This window comes from Arsenophonus endosymbiont of Aphis craccivora, from assembly GCF_013460135.1.
Taxonomy (GTDB): domain Bacteria; phylum Pseudomonadota; class Gammaproteobacteria; order Enterobacterales; family Enterobacteriaceae; genus Arsenophonus; species Arsenophonus nilaparvatae.
In genome coordinates, this window is record NZ_CP038155.1 from 2,296,843 (window position 1) to 2,313,175 (window position 16,333).

Annotated in this window: 13 protein-coding genes and 3 pseudogenes; 13 read left to right on the forward strand and 3 right to left on the reverse strand. The window is 38.3% G+C overall.

Annotated elements, in window-relative coordinates; translation table 11 throughout:
• Positions 1-18: 18 nt before the first annotated feature.
• Positions 19-2,499 (reverse strand): bifunctional glycosyl transferase/transpeptidase, encoded by a 2,481-nt coding sequence (mrcB, locus tag E3U36_RS11640; RefSeq protein WP_180816626.1) that lies wholly within the window; start codon positions 2,497-2,499, stop codon positions 19-21.
• Positions 2,500-2,799: 300 nt separating this feature from the next.
• Here mrcB and sfsA point away from each other — a divergent pair, with 300 nt between their 5' ends.
• The 5 genes and pseudogenes from sfsA (at position 2,800) to folK (ending at position 7,256) form a co-directional block, all read left to right on the forward strand.
• Positions 2,800-3,504, forward strand: coding sequence for a DNA/RNA nuclease SfsA (sfsA, locus tag E3U36_RS11645; RefSeq protein WP_180816627.1), 705 nt, complete (start codon positions 2,800-2,802; stop codon positions 3,502-3,504).
• Between the two features lie 195 nt (positions 3,505-3,699).
• The gene (gene dksA / locus E3U36_RS11650; RefSeq protein WP_180816628.1) at positions 3,700-4,155 is read left to right on the forward strand and encodes an RNA polymerase-binding protein DksA; all 456 of its coding nucleotides are present in this window, start codon (positions 3,700-3,702) and stop codon (positions 4,153-4,155) included.
• A 61-nt stretch (positions 4,156-4,216) separates the two neighbouring features.
• Positions 4,217-5,119 (forward strand): annotated as a pseudogene (gene gluQRS, locus E3U36_RS11655) (tRNA glutamyl-Q(34) synthetase GluQRS).
• 314 nt (positions 5,120-5,433) lie between these two features.
• Complete coding sequence (gene pcnB / locus E3U36_RS11660) at positions 5,434-6,774, forward strand: polynucleotide adenylyltransferase PcnB (RefSeq protein WP_439647297.1); 1,341 nt, start codon at positions 5,434-5,436, stop codon at positions 6,772-6,774.
• A gap of 2 nt (positions 6,775-6,776) precedes the next feature.
• On the forward strand, positions 6,777-7,256 hold the full coding sequence (folK, locus tag E3U36_RS11665; RefSeq protein WP_180816629.1) for a 2-amino-4-hydroxy-6-hydroxymethyldihydropteridine diphosphokinase: 480 nt from the start codon (positions 6,777-6,779) through the stop codon (positions 7,254-7,256).
• Between the two features lie 310 nt (positions 7,257-7,566).
• Here folK and E3U36_RS11670 read toward each other — a convergent pair whose 3' ends face one another.
• The gene (locus E3U36_RS11670; protein ID WP_180816630.1) at positions 7,567-7,710 is read right to left on the reverse strand and encodes a hypothetical protein; all 144 of its coding nucleotides are present in this window, start codon (positions 7,708-7,710) and stop codon (positions 7,567-7,569) included.
• On the opposite strand from E3U36_RS11670, the gene E3U36_RS11675 reads away from it, so the two are divergent.
• The 8 genes and pseudogenes from E3U36_RS11675 to kdsB all read left to right on the forward strand — a co-directional run bounded on the left by E3U36_RS11675 (position 7,704) and on the right by kdsB (position 15,352).
• The gene (locus tag E3U36_RS11675; protein WP_180816040.1) at positions 7,704-8,627 is read left to right on the forward strand and encodes an IS5 family transposase; all 924 of its coding nucleotides are present in this window, start codon (positions 7,704-7,706) and stop codon (positions 8,625-8,627) included. The two genes, E3U36_RS11670 and E3U36_RS11675, sit on opposite strands and share 7 nt — an antisense overlap.
• 57 nt (positions 8,628-8,684) lie before the next feature.
• Positions 8,685-9,077 (forward strand): hypothetical protein, encoded by a 393-nt coding sequence (locus tag E3U36_RS11680; RefSeq protein WP_180816631.1) that lies wholly within the window; start codon positions 8,685-8,687, stop codon positions 9,075-9,077.
• Positions 9,078-9,256: 179 nt separating this feature from the next.
• Positions 9,257-10,762, forward strand: a pseudogene (locus tag E3U36_RS11690) (DNA internalization-related competence protein ComEC/Rec2).
• 203 nt (positions 10,763-10,965) lie between these two features.
• Positions 10,966-12,714 carry a lipid A ABC transporter ATP-binding protein/permease MsbA gene (gene msbA, locus E3U36_RS11695; RefSeq protein WP_180817652.1) on the forward strand — a complete coding sequence of 583 codons (1,749 nt, stop codon included), beginning with the start codon at positions 10,966-10,968 and terminating at the stop codon, positions 12,712-12,714.
• Entirely contained in the window at positions 12,711-13,703 is a 993-nt protein-coding gene (gene lpxK / locus E3U36_RS11700) for a tetraacyldisaccharide 4'-kinase (RefSeq protein WP_180816634.1), read from the forward strand. The genes msbA and lpxK overlap by 4 nt, the downstream gene beginning before the upstream one ends.
• A 369-nt stretch (positions 13,704-14,072) precedes the next feature.
• Complete coding sequence (locus tag E3U36_RS11705; protein ID WP_180816635.1) at positions 14,073-14,294, forward strand: cold-shock protein; 222 nt, start codon at positions 14,073-14,075, stop codon at positions 14,292-14,294.
• 127 nt (positions 14,295-14,421) lie between these two features.
• Positions 14,422-14,601, forward strand: a complete 180-nt coding sequence (locus E3U36_RS11710) for a Trm112 family protein (RefSeq protein WP_032116333.1) — start codon at positions 14,422-14,424, stop codon at positions 14,599-14,601.
• A gap of 1 nt (position 14,602) precedes the next feature.
• Positions 14,603-15,352: a 3-deoxy-manno-octulosonate cytidylyltransferase gene (gene kdsB / locus E3U36_RS11715; RefSeq protein ID WP_180817653.1), complete on the forward strand. Its 750-nt coding sequence runs from the start codon at positions 14,603-14,605 to the stop codon at positions 15,350-15,352.
• Positions 15,353-15,386: 34 nt separating this feature from the next.
• Here kdsB and elyC read toward each other — a convergent pair.
• Positions 15,387-16,195 (reverse strand): annotated as a pseudogene (elyC, locus tag E3U36_RS11720) (envelope biogenesis factor ElyC).
• Positions 16,196-16,333 lie beyond the last annotated feature (138 nt).

Sequence of the window (16,333 nt, forward strand, 5' to 3'; positions counted from 1 at the left end):
TGGTTTACTAGATTTTTATTACTGTCCAAACATCTCTTTCATCCAAGCAGCTGCATCATTACTTTTGCTCTGCTGTTCATTTAAGTTCAGGTTTGGCTTCAATACTTGTACCCCTTGCTGACATAATGCTTGGGGATCCTCTGTCCATACTGGCAAAATACGATCTCCACCACCTGCACAGTTAAAACTGCCATCGATATTCACTCGCATCTCCATAATTCCATCGGGAGAGCGATTATCCAATGCCAATGGAGTCTGATTTTCTAAATAACGACGATATAGATGTAATGCACCACTTGCACCAGTAAGATTTGTCGGACCATTATTATCACGACCAGCCCAAGCAATTGCCACTTCCTTACCATCGATACCAGCAAACCAACTATCGCGTAGATCATTTGTTGTTCCGGTCTTACCGGCTAAGTGATATTGAGCAAATTTATTCATTAATGAACGAGATGTTCCGCGCTCAACCACTTGTTGCATACCATAAAGTGTTAGATAAGCTGCCTGCGGAGATACTGCCCGCTCTGCAGATGGATAACTTTGATAAAGTTCATTGCCATCACCATCAATCACGGAGCGTAATGCCGATAATGCCGCTCGATTGCCGCCGCCACTAATGGTTTGAAACATTTGCGCCGTTTCCATTGGCGTTAAGTTCAAGGCACCTAATAACATTGCCGGCACTTTTTCTATCGCATCACTTGGCACGCCAAGACTTACTAATACTTTACTAACCTGATCCAAGCCAACACTCAAGCCAACATGCACCGTCGGAATATTCAGCGAGCTGGCCAAAGCATCAATCAACATGACCTGTCCCCGAAAACGGCGATCATAATTTCTCGGTTCCCATATTTGATTATCAAATTTGACGCTAATCGGCTCGTCAGGTACCCAAGTATTTAAACGAAAACGGTCTGGTTCACTTAATGCGGTAAGATAAGTTGACGGCTTAGCCAGTGAACCAATTGAGCGGCGAGCATTTAACGCTCGGTTAAAACCAGAATATTGTGGTTGTGAGCCACCTACCATAGCGCGCACTTCACCATTAATACTGTCAACAACTACCATCGCGCCTTCCAAATCAGGCAACTTACGTGTTTTACGTAAATCAGCTATCCCCTGTTCGACGGCATTTTCAGCCGCTTGCTGCGAGACTGGATCTAAAGTAGTAAAGATTTTAGCTCCAGACAGGTTATTTACTCTATCGCCCAATTTTTCAACTAATTCTTGCCGAACGAGCTGCATAAAGGCGGGTTGAGGTGTCAAAACACCGCTTCTTGGTTTAACGCCTAAAGGACGAGCACTCAATATATTATACATTTCATGATCGATAATTTCGCGCGTTTCCAATAGCTTTAACACTAAATTACGACGTTCTAGAGCCAATGTAGGATTACGCCATGGGTTATATAGTGATGCTCCCTTCACCATACCAACTAATAACGCTTGTTGATCAATACTCAGCTCATCGATTGGACGACCAAAATAGTAGAGGCTAGCAAGGGGAAAACCCCGAATTTGGTCATCGCCGCTTTGTCCTAAATAAACTTCATTTAAGTAAAGTTCAAGAATACGTTCTTTGCTATAGCGAGAATCCATTAAAATCGCCATATAAGCTTCATTAGCTTTACGTATTAACGTTCTTTCATTACTTAAAAATAAGTTTTTAACTAATTGTTGAGTTAGCGTACTGCCACCCTGAACCGTCTTACCAGCCATTAAATTAGCAATAACCGCACGCCCAATAGAATAAATACTTACCCCATCATGCTCATAAAAATGTCGGTCTTCAGTTTCAAGTAATATTTTGACTAAAGAATCAGGAAAATCTTTTCTCGGCAAGACTAAGCGTTGCTCATTGTTCGCCGATTGCATCATAGTGATAAGTTTAGGATCTAGTCGAAAAAAACCAAACGAACGCCCATTTTCCATATGAGTAATATTGGTGAGCCGAGCATGATCAAAACTTAATTTAGCTAAAATCTGTTCTTCTCTTTGATCAGGAAAGGAAAATGGCCGGCGTAACATTTCTATCGTGTTATCTTTAACAATATACTCACCGGGTAAAGTAATTTTATTTACCTGGCGATATTGCATGCCATCTAATAATCGAATCATCTCTTCTTTACTGTAATTTATCCCCGGTTCAAGATTAACCATTCGGCCATAAACTGCAGCCGGTAGATCCCAAACTTTACCATCAAGACGATCACTGATTTTCTGATATAAATAGATACCATAGACACCAACTAACAATGCCAAGACTATGGCAATTTTGACAAACAACCAAAACCAACGCCATCTATCTTTAGGTGGCCGAGACTTATTGTCTTTACTTGCCATTAGTTCTTCTTCCTCGTTGTCATCAATATCTTCATACTCATAATAATAGTTATCTAACCGATTATTTTGATGAGATTTTGATTTTTTACCAGTGGGCTTTTTCTTAGATCTGCGCCCAATGGGTTCATAATTATCTTTGTCATGCATGGTATAAAATCAATCTTTATTTACTATTAGTTTATTTTTAGCACAAGAGTTTAATCATAACTTACAGATATTTATTTCATATATCTAATTAAAATAGCATTTTTATCATAATTAAATAATAAACATCCGCCAAATAGCGGTTTTATACTCTGATAATAACATTATTACCACTATCTTACTAAATGAACACTATCTATCCATTAATTTATATGAAAAAGCAACAATTATTAACTTTTAGTGCCAAATATTGTAGCATTGCTTTGCCTTTAGCCGTGTCTATCACAACCGGAGTAGCTAGCAATGTCTTGGTTCCCGCCACTAGAATCAGCCCAATTAGTAAAGCGTTATAAACGTTTTCTTGCTGATGTTATTACACCAGCAGGTAAATTACTAACCATTCATTGCGCCAATACAGGTGCCATGACAGGCTGTGCAACCCCCGGAGATACCATTTGGTACTCAACATCTAATAATATTAAGAGAAAATATCCACATAGCTGGGAACTGAAACAAACACAAACTGGCGATTGGATTTGTGTTAATACTCATCGAGCAAATGATTTAATTAGTCAATTTATAACTGAAAATAAAATTCCGGAATTATCCGATTATGATAACATTAGCCGGGAAGTAAAATATGGCGGCGAAAATAGTAGAATCGATCTCCTTCTAAAGAAAAAACAGCAAGTTAATTGCTATATTGAAGTAAAATCAGTCACCTTACTAGAAAACAATATCGGTTATTTTCCTGATGCTGTTACAATAAGAGGGCAAAAACATTTACGTGAACTATCCTTGATAGCCGAACGAGGCGAAAGAGCAGTTTTGTTCTTTGCCGTACTTCATACTGGTATAAAGAAAATGTCCGTTGCAAGCCATATTGATTGTCAATATGCTGCGCTCTTACAGCAAGCAACAAATGTTGGTATTGAAATACTCTGCTATCAGATTAAAATATCAGAAAAAGGGCTAGCAATGGATAAAAAAATACCATTTATTCAATAAACCAAGATATTATATTCTTTTAGGCAAAATTCGTTTTACATACAAATTAAGGCAGATAACACGCGCATCACCCTGGTACAGTAAAACGAATTGTAAGAACCATTGCCAAGTTTAGAGTGTTCTGTTATTTATAGCGGCCTTAGTTTTTCACCCTTGAGGGGTTCTTTTGAATATTGCGTGTGTAGGAGAAGCATTATGCAAGAAGGGCAAAAACCTAAAACCTCGTCCTTAAGCATTCTCGCCATCGCTGGGGTAGATCCTTACCAAGAAAAGCCTGGCGAAGAGTACATGAACGATGCCCAATTGGCACATTTTAAGCGCATTCTCGAAACATGGCACAATCAACTCAGAGATGAAGTCGACCGCACTGTAACTCATATGCAGGATGAAGCGGCAAATTTCCCTGATCCCGTTGATAGAGCGGTACAGGAAGAGGAATTTAGCCTTGAGTTACGTAATCGCGATCGCGAACGTAAGTTGATTAAAAAAATCGAGAAGACGCTAAAAAAAGTTGATGATGAAGATTTTGGTTATTGTGAAAGCTGTGGGATTGAAATTGGTATCCGCCGCTTAGAAGCTCGTCCAACAGCTGATTTATGCATTGATTGCAAAACATTAGCTGAAATGCGTGAAAAACAGATGGCGGGTTAGCCAAGAATCTTACACCATAAAAATACGGTACACAAAAGTGTACCGTATCCTTTTGAAATAAATGAGTAATTCAATAATTACTAACATTCCACCTTATATTGGACGCTTTGCTCCGTCACCCACAGGTGATCTCCATTTTGGCTCGTTAGTTACTGCGCTTGGTAGCTACCTACAAGCTAAAAAAAAGCAAGGAAAGTGGTATGTTAGGATCGATGACATCGATACCACTAGAGAAGTGCCGGGTGCAGCTTCTCGCATATTAAAAACTTTAGACCATTATGGCTTACATTGGGATGGTAAAATAATCTATCAATCACAACGCCATGATATTTACTGTGACATTTTAACTCAGCTAAAGTAGTGCCATGGCTGCTATTACTGTCGCTGTACCCGCCAACGTATTAATACTATTGGTGGTTATTACGCCGCTCATTGTAGCAATCTTGGTTTATCTTGTTCTGCCGCAGCTTTGAGGATAATACAGTCAAAACCGGTGTATAGTTTTTATGATCAATTACAAAGTGATTATGTGGCGACTTGCTCTCTGGCAGAAGAATATTTCATTATTGTTCGAAAAGATAATTTATTTGCTTATAATCTGGTTGTCGTTATTGAAGATCACGACCAAGGTATTACCGAAGTTGTTCGTGGTGCGGATCTAATTGCGCCAACCGTTAGACAAATTTCTCTCTATCGCTATCTGGCTTTTCCGCAACCCGATTATGTGCATTTACCACTAGTATTAAATCGTTCTCATAATAAACTTTCTAAACAAAATCATACCCCGCCGCTGCCGATGAACGATCCGAGGCCTATTTTAGTTGATGCACTAAATTTTTTATCACAAACAACTATTATTAATTGGCAAGACCTTAGTACTGAACAATTACTTAGCCAGGCTGTACAAAATTGGCAATTAGATAGCATCCAACCAGGCGTGAGAATTGTTACCTATTATGATTAATTAGTAATTTTTATCCTACTTAGGCATTCTCAAAAAAAATCCTATAAGATATGATTAATTATTAGTATTTATTTTTTTAACTAAAATCGCATTAGATATCGAGGTGTATTATTTTTACCCGGGTAGCCAATTTCTGTCGTAATTTATTGATACGAGAAGAAAAGAATAATCGAAGTAAACAAAAATCTTATGATAGTTCTGCGACTGACACTAGGTCCAAAACTAAGGTAAAAGCTTTACTAACAAAAAGATATCGGAGTACAAAAATCATTAAAAGTGCTCAATTAGCAGATAAACAGACACCCGATTCTGCTATAAATACTTCAATATCCATAGTTCCGCGCAATAAGCATCCTATTTCGCGAAGAGACATCAGTGACAATGCACTGAAAGTGCTTTATCGTCTAAATAATGCTGGCTATAAAGCCTATCTGGTCGGTGGTAGCGTCAGAGATTTACTATTAGGTAAAAAACCTAAAGACTTCGACGTTACTACAAATGCAACACCTGAACAAATTCGCAAATTATTTCGTAATTGTCGTCTAGTCGGACGCCGTTTTCGTTTAGCGCATATCATGTTTGGTTATGAAATCATCGAAGTTGCTACTTTTCGTGGTTCTCATGAGCAAACTGATACTAATAATAAGGATATGGCTCACCAGGCACAAAGTGGTATGTTACTGCGAGATAATATTTTTGGTAATATTGAAGACGATGCCATTCGACGCGACTTTACCATCAATAGCCTATATTACCGAATTAACGATTTTACCCTACGCGATTATGTTGGTGGATTTGAGGATCTAAAAAATGGCACTATTCGCCTAATAGGTGATCCAAAAATCCGTTATCGAGAAGATCCCGTTAGGATGCTACGCGCTATTCGGTTTGCCTGCAAACTGAATATGAAAATTGATGTTGAAACTGCCAAACCTATTCCACAACTGGCATTTTTATTAAAAGACATTCCATCAGCACGTCTATTTGAAGAGTCGCTCAAATTACTTCAGACTGGTCAAGGTTATCAAACCTATCAACAATTAAGGCGTTATAGTCTCTTTCAATCATTGTTTCCGTTAGTTGAACGACACTTCACCGCCAATGATGATTCACCGATGGAACTTATCATTAATCAGGTGCTGCAAAATACTGATTATCGAATAAAAAATAATAAACGCGTTAATCCTGCATTCTTATTTGCTACCATGTTATGGTATCCACTGGTAGAACATGCCGAAAGGCTTTCTGAGGAAAGTGGCTTACCCTATTACGAAGCCTTTACGATCGCAATGAATGATATCCTCGATGAACAATGCCGTTCTATCGCTATCCCTAAACGGCTTACTTCAACAATGCGCGATATCTGGCAGCTACAATTGCGACTACCACGGCGCCAAGGGAAAAAAGCAGATAAGCTACTTGAACATCCAAAATTTCGCGCAGCGTTTGATCTCCTGGAGCTACGCGCCAACGTGGAACAACGACGTGAATTAGAAGAACTGGCTCATTGGTGGGCTGAGTTTCAACCAGCCAATAATAACCTACAGCATGAAATGATCTCAGAGCTAGGAAGTATCCCGACTCATCGTCGTAACTGGACACTTCGTCGAAATCACACCAACCGTAAACCAATAAAAAACAACAGAGTTAATTAAATATGCAACGTGTTTATATCGCCATTGGCAGCAATCTAGATGACCCCTTACAACAAGTACAAAGTGCCATTAGAGAATTGCAGCAATTACCAAATACCAAACCAATTGCCGTTTCTTCTTTCTATCGCTCTAAACCGATGGGGCCACAAGATCAGCCTGACTATCTCAATGCCGTTATCGCGTTAGATACTGAGTTATTGCCCGAAACCCTACTTAAACATACTCAATCGATTGAATTAATGCATGCTAGAGTGCGTAAAGCCGATCGTTGGGGGCCAAGAACTCTCGATTTGGATATTATGTTATATGGCCAACAGGTTATTCAGACAACGCATTTAACTATCCCTCATTATGGCCTTAAAGAACGAGAATTTGTGCTTTATCCCTTAGCAGAAATTGCCCCTCAGCTACGCTTTCCGGATGGTGAATTACTCAGTGATAGATTGCATCAGGTTGCTAAAAATGAACTGACTTTATGGTAATTTAGCCAATGATTCAATTGGCTATGGGCAAGCTATATATCGATCGTAATATTTAATAATAAAATTTCATTAATAATGAAATTGTTACCGTAAATTAAACACTGCATAACTTAAAAAATAAACTTCCATTTTAAAATTGAACACGATTAGTAACCGTAGGTAATAAAATATTAGTTGTACACAACTAATATTGTCAGAAAAAATAAATAGATAACTAAAATGAGATTTAAATGAAAAAATTTTCAAAAACAAATGATTATTATCTGGTAACAGCAAAGGCATTAATGGTTGCCATTATACTATGCCGTTATTAAAAAAGAGTTGGAGTTAAATTATGTTGGTGTAACAATTTTAAATATTCACCAGCTGATAGGCTTTGTTGAATAAATCGAACTTTTAGGTGATTGGCGGAGCTGATCGCTAAATTCGTTTCAACATCAGGTCCCCATGGCAAAGCAAAAGTTTAAAATTACCAACTGGCCCGCGTACAACAAGGCACTCAGACAACGTGGTTCCCTGACGGTCTGGCTTGATGAGTCGGCCATCGCTGGATGGACTGACAGTTCTTCGCCTGAAGGTCGTGGCCGGCCGCTTTACTACAGCGATATGGCTGTTACCACTGTCCTGATGATGAAGCGTGTGTTTAACCTGTCGCTCCGGGCATTACAGGGCTTCGTTGATTCGATTTTTAAACTCATGTCTTTGCCGCTGTGCTGTCCGGACTACTCGCTGGTCAGCAGACGAGCAAAGAGCGTCAACATCAGCATAAAAACGCCAACGCGTGGTGAAATCTCGCATCTGGTCATCGACAGTACCGGTCTGAAGGTCTTTGGCGAAGGTGAATGGAAAGTCAGGCAGCATGGGGCTGACAGACGAAGAGTGTGGCGCAAGCTTCATCTGGCAGCAGACAGTGTGACTCATGAGATTATCTGTGCCGACTTATCGCTCAGCGGAACGACAGATGCGCAGGCACTGCCGGGCCTGATTAACCAAACCCACCGGAAAATCAGGGAAGTGTCAGCAGACGGTGCTTATGACGCCTGTTACTGCCACGATGCGTTGCTAAGAAAGAAAATCAGGCCCCTTATCCCGCCGCGAAGCGGAGCGAAATACTGGCCGGACAAGTACCATGAACGTAACCATGCGGTGGCGAATCAGCGTCTGAGCAGGAGTAATGATATGTGGAAAAAGAAAGTGGGTTATCACCGGCGTTCAGTGGCAGAAACAGCGATGTTCCGCATAAAAACTTTGCTGGGTGGCCATCTGAGGCTGCGTGACTATGAGGCTCAGGTAGGTGAAGCAATGGCGATGGTCAAAGCGCTGAACCGTATGACGTTGTTGGGTATGCCACACAGCGTCAGGATCGGATAACAGCTGTAGCAGAGGGAGCCATCCTGTCGGCTAATTCTGATTTATTCAACAAAGCCATTGGGATCATTACCATTACTTTTTTTATCTCAATTACCAAATAAATCATTACAATTATGGTTGTTTGTCATATTCTTTTTATTTTGGTTTATTCCATGTTATTTAACAAAATTTATTGCTATTTTAGCTATAAGTTTTTTGTGGGGATGTTGGCAGGGATATTATTTATTAGAAAAAATGAAATTATTAAGTCAGCCAGAACAACGTCATGTAGCCATTATTGAAGATAGTTTAGTTAATAGGGATAATAATATTCGAATAAAAGTAAGGTTGTTAATCAATAATAAAGAATCATTTCCGATATTGTATGCTTATCTTCAGTTTAAGCCTAATGCTCTAACTAAAAATAATTTTTTTGTGCCGGACAACAACTCATTTTTTCTAGTCGATTAAAGCCCGTTCATAGTTTATTAAATGAAGGTGGATTTGATTTACAACGTTATGCCATAAGTCAACGCTTGCTAGGTACGTTTAATGTTCAAAACTTTACTATATTGAATAAACACTGTTCTTTAAGGCAAAAGGTAATTGCAGCGTCGGTTAATGTTATCAGTAAATATCATAATCAGGCGGTGATTTATGCTTTAACGTTTGGGGAACGTGGATTATTAGAACCCGTATTAAGGCAACAATTGCAACGAACCGGTATTGCGCATTTGATGGCTATCTCAGGTTTACATATTGGCATGGCTTATTTTTTTGGTTTTTGGCTATATCGTTTGATTCAGTTTTTATTACCCATTTGTTTTATCGAGCTTCGTATACCGATGTTAGCGGGTTGGTGCTTTGCTTTAGGTTATGTTTGGTTGTCTGGTTGGGCGATACCTGCACTGCGGGCTATATTTGCCTTATCGTTATGGCTTTATATTCGGTAACAAAATTTTGTTTGTTTTCCCTGGCAATGGGCATTATGGAGTATTACTTTAATTTTAGTGTTTGAACCTCTTGCGATACTTTCTGATAGCTTTTGGCTTTCAAGTTTTGCGGTTGCGGCATTAATATTTTGGTTTTCGTTTGTCAAATTGAGTGTACAGTTTCCACACAGTTGGCTTAATTGGATATTTAAATTGGTTCATTTGCAATTAGGCATGCTGATTCTATTAATTCCTATTCAATTGGTTTTATTTCAAGGAGTTAATATTACTAGTATTTTTGCTAATTTATGGGCTGTGCCAATTATTTCATTTATAACCATACCGTTAATTATGGTTTCATATATTTGTATTTTTTGGTACGCAGGACAAAATTTATTATTTGGTATAATCGATAAAAGCATTATTTTAGCATTATGGCCCCTAGCTCATATTGAGCGTTACTGGCTTGATACTGGCCATCTTCCAATTATCATAACTGGGCTTAGTTGGCTTATTATTTTATGTTGGCAGTTTAGTTGGTTTGTGCAGTATAAATTGCTGATAATAGTGTTAATTTATTGGTTAATCACGACCATGAAACAAAACTATTTGGTTCTTTGGCGATTGATTATGTTAGATGTGGGGCATGGATTAGCAATTATTATTGAGCAACAGGGAAAAGTGTTAATTTATGACACTGGTATTTCATGGAAGAAAAAGAGTAGTGCTAATAGTACTATTTTGCCTTATTTACGATATCATCGTTTAACACCTGAAGGCATTATACTTAGTCATAATCATATCGATCACACTGGTGGGGTAGGGAGTTTATTATTAACCTATCCTGGATTAAAGATTAGAAGTCACTTTGATAAAAAAAATCATTTTCCATGCCATCGAGGTATTTATTGGCAATGGCAGAAATTATATTTTGAAGTATTATGGCCAATAATTGATCAAAAAAGATCACATAATAATGAATCGTGTGTAGTAAAAATTAGTGATGGCTATCATTCGGTTATTCTATCTGGCGATATTGAAAAAACAGCGGAGAAAGAACTCGTGCGTCTAGCAATAGCAAATTTGCCTGCTAATTTATTACAAGTTCCTCATCATGGTAGTAATACTTCGTCGACGATGGCGTTTATTCAAGCAATTAAACCGCAATATGCACTTACTTCTGTTGCACGTTATAGCCGTTGGCGTTTACCTTCTGATAAGTAGCCAACGATATGAGAATATAGGGGAAAATTGGCTGAGTACAGCGGAATCAGGGCAAATTATAGCGCAGTTCTATTTTGATAAAATTGAAATAATGCGTTATAGACAGGAAGTTTATCCTAGCTGGTATCATCAGCAGTTTGGTATTTATAGATTTCTCAAGTAAAATAAACGGCTTATTTTTATGGGTATTTAATAAGACAATGATAATGAATGATAAAGATCTTTCTACATGGCAAACATTTCGCCGACTATGGCCTATGATTTTGCCATTTAAACTGGGATTAAGTGTAGCTGCTGTTGCGTTAATTATTAACGCTGCCGGCGATGCATTCATGATCTCCTTATTAAAACCTTTGCTTGATGAAGGTTTCGGTAAAGCTGATAACAGCACACTAAAATGGTTACCCATTGCTATATTGGGGCTAATGCTGATAAGAGGGATATCGAGTTTTATCTCCAATTATTGTATTGCCTGGGTTTCTGGTAAAGTTGTAATGAATATGCGTAGGCGTTTGTTTGGCCATATGATGGGGATGCCTGTTTCTTTTTTTGATCAACAGTCGACAGGAACTTTACTTTCTCGCATAACGTATGATTCTGAGCAAGTCGCCTCATCTTCCTCTAGCGCTTTAATCACTATTGTTCGAGAAAGCGCTTACATTATCGGTCTGTTTGGGCTGATGTTTTATTACAGTTGGCATCTTTCACTAATATTAATTGTTATTGCTCCTATTGTTGCGTTAACCATTCGCTCGGTTTCTAAACACTTTAGGAATATTAGTAAAAGTATGCAAACTGGCATGGGACAAGTAACTGCTAGTGCGGAACAGATGTTAAAAGGCCATAAGGAAGTTTTGATTTTTGGGGGGCAAAAAGTTGAAACTGAGCGTTTTAGCAAAGTGAGTAATCATATGCGCCGGCAAACGATGAAAATGGTGACAGCATCTTCTATCTCTGATCCTATTATCCAACTGATAGCCTCTCTAGCATTAGCATTCACGCTTTATATCGCGAGTTTTCCTGAAGTTATGCAAACATTGACAGCAGGCACTATCGGTGTGGTTTTTTCATCCATGTTTGCATTAATGCGCCCATTAAAGTCATTAACAAATGTTAATGCACAATTTCAAAGAGGTATGGCCGCATGCCAGACATTGTTTACCATTTTAGATATGGATCAGGAAAAAGACGAGGGTAAATTAACCTTAAAAAAAGCGAAAGGTGAAATAGAGTTTAAACATGTTACCTTTAAGTATGCAACAAAAGAGCATCCTGCATTACATGATATCTGTTTTAAAATACCGGCAGGAAAATCCATTGCCTTAGTCGGACGATCAGGTTCAGGAAAATCAACTATTGCGAATCTAATTACCCGCTTTTATGAGGTTAATGAAGGTCAAATACTGCTTGATGATCATGATTTACGTGAATACACTTTAAGCTCTCTACGTAGCCAAGTCGCACTCGTTTCTCAACATGTCTATCTTTTTAACGATACTATTGCCAATAATATTGCTTACGCAACCGATGGTCGTTTCAGTCGAAAAGCGATCGAAAAAGCCGCTAAGATGGCTTATGCAATAGACTTTATTCAAAAACTGGATAATGGACTAGATACCGTTATTGGTGAAAATGGTGTAATGCTTTCTGGTGGGCAGCGGCAACGAATTGCGATTGCGCGTGCTTTATTACATAACTCATCTATATTAATTCTTGATGAAGCTACATCTGCACTTGATACTGAGTCAGAGAGAGCGATTCAGGCAGCATTGGACGAATTACAGAAAAATCGGACTTCGATTATTATTGCCCATCGTCTTTCGACAATAGAAAATGCAGATGAAATTTTAGTTATTCAAGATGGTAAAATGACTGAACGAGGTACCCATCAAACTCTACTTAAGTGCGATGGGGCATATGCTCAACTTTATAGCATGCAATTTAAACAATGATTGATAAAATATGGTTAGGTGGTTCGTGGCTATATCTTTTGCTACTACCGTTGTCGATATTATATGGCATGATTATTGGATTAAGACGCCTTGGCTATCATTTGGCAATTTTCTCTAGTTGGAAAGCGCCGATACCTATTATCGTTGTGGGTAATTTGACTGTCGGCGGTAATGGTAAAACTCCGGTTGTTATTTGGTTAGTTGAGCAGCTTTTATCACGGGGTTATAGTGTTGGTGTTGTATCCCGTGGATATGGCGGTAAAGCAACTTCTTATCCGCTATTAGTTAATGAAAGTATATCAATAAAAGAAACCGGCGATGAACCTGCGTTAATTTATCGGCGAACTGGTGTGCAAGTGGCAGTTGCTCCTAAACGAGTAGACGCAGTTAAGATGCTACTAAAGCAACAAAAACTGGATGTTATTATTGCTGATGATGGTCTTCAGCATTACGCACTACAAAGGGATTTTGAGATCGTTGTTATCGACGGTATCCGTCGTTTTGGCAATGGTTGGTTGCTGCCTGCTGGTCCATTACGAGAATGTCAATATCGTTTGAATACCGTTAATGCTGTTATTACTAATGGTGGTATGGCTAAGTATGGGGAGATTGCCATGCAGTTAACAGGCGATATTGCTATCAATATGTTGACCGGTGAAAAACGCTCAGGCTGTGAATTGGAGCAAGTTGTTGCCATTGCAGGAATTGGGCACCCAGCACGTTTTTTTTCAAGTCTTGAACAAAAAGGAGTGCCATTAATTGCAACACACGCTTTCGCTGATCACCAGTGTTATGAGTTTTCTAAACTAACAACCTTAGTGACTGAACATCAAACATTATTAATGACTGAAAAGGACGCAGTGAAATGTTTTCATTTTGCTCAATTAAATTGGTGGTATCTGTCAGTAAATGCCCAACTTGCACAGCCTGGTGCAGGAAAAACCCTTTCCGCCATTAGTGAATTGGTCAAGTCTGGTAAAAATGCTTGAAATAATAACATTGTCATGTTATATATAAGTCTATCCTAGTTAGGAATGTATTGACTTAATTTCAATTATACCACGCCAGCTATTATTTCATTAATAAAAAATCATTTAATTTTATTTAGTATCAAATCTGATTGATAAACTCTAGTAATGAATAATTTGGCATGTGTTATGTTGTTTGATGTTTAAACAGATCCTAAATAGCAACAGACACTACTGAGTTGGTGTTTTTTTAATATAATAATACTACTTTGACATTAAGGGTATTTGGTGAAAGAAAAAATGGGGTTTCTATCGAAAACTTAATAAAAGCGTAGGGAGCACTAGGAGAAAATGAAATTTTGTCAACTAGTGAACAAAAGGAGTTTTATTATGACATTACAATTACAAATGGGTCGCGTAAAATTGTTTGATGTAAAAGAAGGCTATGGATTTATCTCCCCAGTGAATGGCGGTCAAGATATCTATGTTAATCGTCGAGCTCTTGCGAACACTAAAAATAAATGGCTTAAAGAAGGCCAGTGTGTTGAATTTTCTGTTACGCGTAACGCTTATGGCATTGCTGCCGTTGATGTTATCGCTTATGAATTTTAACCTAATGTTAGCTGCCAATTTGTCAGATTACTGACAAATACATATTAGAGCAGATATTAAAGTTAACGGTGATGCATGCTTATGCTATTCTGGTTTCATCTTAAATTACGTTTTTGATGAGGAATATATGGATCACCGTCTACTTGATATCATTGCTTGTCCTATTTGTCATGGCAAACTAGTCTATGATAAACAAAATTTAGAGCTTATCTGTAAATTTGATCATCTTGCTTATCCTGTGCGTAATAACATACCGGTATTATTAAAAGAAGAAGCTCGTGAGTTGCCTTTAGATGAAGAAAAGTAACATGTTTACAGTCATTATTCCGGCCCGTTTTGCTTCTAATCGTTTACTGGGCAAGCCGTTAGCTGATATTCATGGCAAACCTATGATTATTAGAGTAATGGAAAGAGCGCTAATGTCAGATGCAACGCGAGTTATTGTGGCGACTGATCATCAGGCTGTATTTGATGTGGTGCATGCGGCCAATGGAGAGGTTTGCATGACCGACGTTGACCACCAATCAGGCACTGAAAGATTAGCGGAAGTTATTGAAAAATATAAATTCTCTGACGATGAAATTATTATCAATGTACAAGGTGACGAACCTTTAATCCCACCAGAAATAATTAATCAATTAGCTAGTAATCTGATGCTAAATAACGTCGGCATGGCAACATTAGCGGCACCGATAAACGATCCACAGGAAGTATTTGATCCGGCTATTGTAAAAGTTGTGACGGATAAACAGAGCAATGCCTTATATTTTTCCAGAGCGGCTATTCCCTGGGAACGTGATCGCTTTGCCGTCAGCAAAATGGAAATTGGCCAGCATTTTTTGCGTCATATCGGTATTTATGCTTATCGGGCCGGTTTTATTCGTCGTTATATCCAATGGTCGATAAGTCCGTTAGAGACGATAGAAATGCTTGAGCAGCTACGTGTACTGTGGTACGGCGAAAAAATTCATGTAGCCTTGGCAGTTAAAACACCAGGGCCTGGGGTTGATAATCAGCAGGATCTCGATGCTGTTCGGAAAGCATTTTTCCCTAGTTAAAATTATCCTGATGTCACCAATTATAAAAAGCTAACTATTCCACTACATTGGAACTGAGCATTAGAGGTTGGGTATTGTCAATTTTTATTGACTGCCATATTGAGCCAATAAATTCATACCAAGCGCATTCTGAGTGGGAAAAAAAGTAAATCGATGGGAAAAATTTTTCCCAGGGTTGTAATGGTGAGGTAATGGCAAGTTGATTGTCGGGTGCTGTAATGGGATGCATATTTCTAGCTATAAAGAAACGTTCAGCGCGTGCCATATGGTTAGCTGAAGTCACCAATAGAAAAGGTTGCTGGCCAACGATTTTTCTACTTCGAAGGCTTCTTCTTGGGTATCTCTGGGGGTGCTTAAGGTAATTATGGCTGTTTCTGCTACCCCTAACGATAGTGCTACTTTTGCTGCCACTTCAGTATTACTGATTAAATTGTTACCGCGCCCGCCAGTAAAAATTAATTTTGCCCTTGGATATTGAGAATAAAGGCGAATTCCTTCCGTCACTCTAGCCAGGCTATTATTAATAAGGTTAGCGCTTGGCGGCCAATAAGGGTTGTAAGTAAATCCCCCTCCAAGTACAACGATATATTGGATGTTTTCTTCTTTAGGGTGCAAAAGTTCATAGCGTTTGTTAAACACACCTTCTGACGATAGTAGTAATTTATCAGCAACAGGTTGTAGACTTAGTAACAAAATAGTTAACCAACTAAAAGAGACTAAACATTTGTCACTTTTTTGACAATGAGTGAACCAAAGTAGTAATAATCCTATAAAGCTAATTAAAATAAGAAGAGGTAATGGCATTAAAAGCGCACTAATGTATTTTTTTAATGTAAACAGCATGTTTCAATCCTAGTTAATCAATTTATCGAGTATAGTATAATTTAATCATATAGATAATAGTTAATAAATTGTTAATATAGAAATCATTTTCAATGAAAATATTATTGTTTTTTATTAACAATATGTAGGTTGAATAGA

Excerpts from the sequence above, each read along its gene's own strand:
- mrcB (WP_180816626.1), bottom strand. The coding sequence starts at position 2,499 with ATGCATGACAAAGATAATTATGAACCCATTGGGCGCAGATCTAAGAAA.
- sfsA (WP_180816627.1), top strand. The coding sequence starts at position 2,800 with ATGTCTTGGTTCCCGCCACTAGAATCAGCCCAATTAGTAAAGCGTTAT.
- dksA (WP_180816628.1), top strand. The coding sequence starts at position 3,700 with ATGCAAGAAGGGCAAAAACCTAAAACCTCGTCCTTAAGCATTCTCGCC.
- folK (WP_180816629.1), top strand. The coding sequence starts at position 6,777 with ATGCAACGTGTTTATATCGCCATTGGCAGCAATCTAGATGACCCCTTA.
- E3U36_RS11675 (WP_180816040.1), top strand. The coding sequence starts at position 7,704 with ATGGCAAAGCAAAAGTTTAAAATTACCAACTGGCCCGCGTACAACAAG.
- lpxK (WP_180816634.1), top strand. The coding sequence starts at position 12,711 with ATGATTGATAAAATATGGTTAGGTGGTTCGTGGCTATATCTTTTGCTA.
- E3U36_RS11705 (WP_180816635.1), top strand. The coding sequence starts at position 14,073 with ATGACATTACAATTACAAATGGGTCGCGTAAAATTGTTTGATGTAAAA.
- E3U36_RS11710 (WP_032116333.1), top strand. The coding sequence starts at position 14,422 with ATGGATCACCGTCTACTTGATATCATTGCTTGTCCTATTTGTCATGGC.
- kdsB (WP_180817653.1), top strand. The coding sequence starts at position 14,603 with ATGTTTACAGTCATTATTCCGGCCCGTTTTGCTTCTAATCGTTTACTG.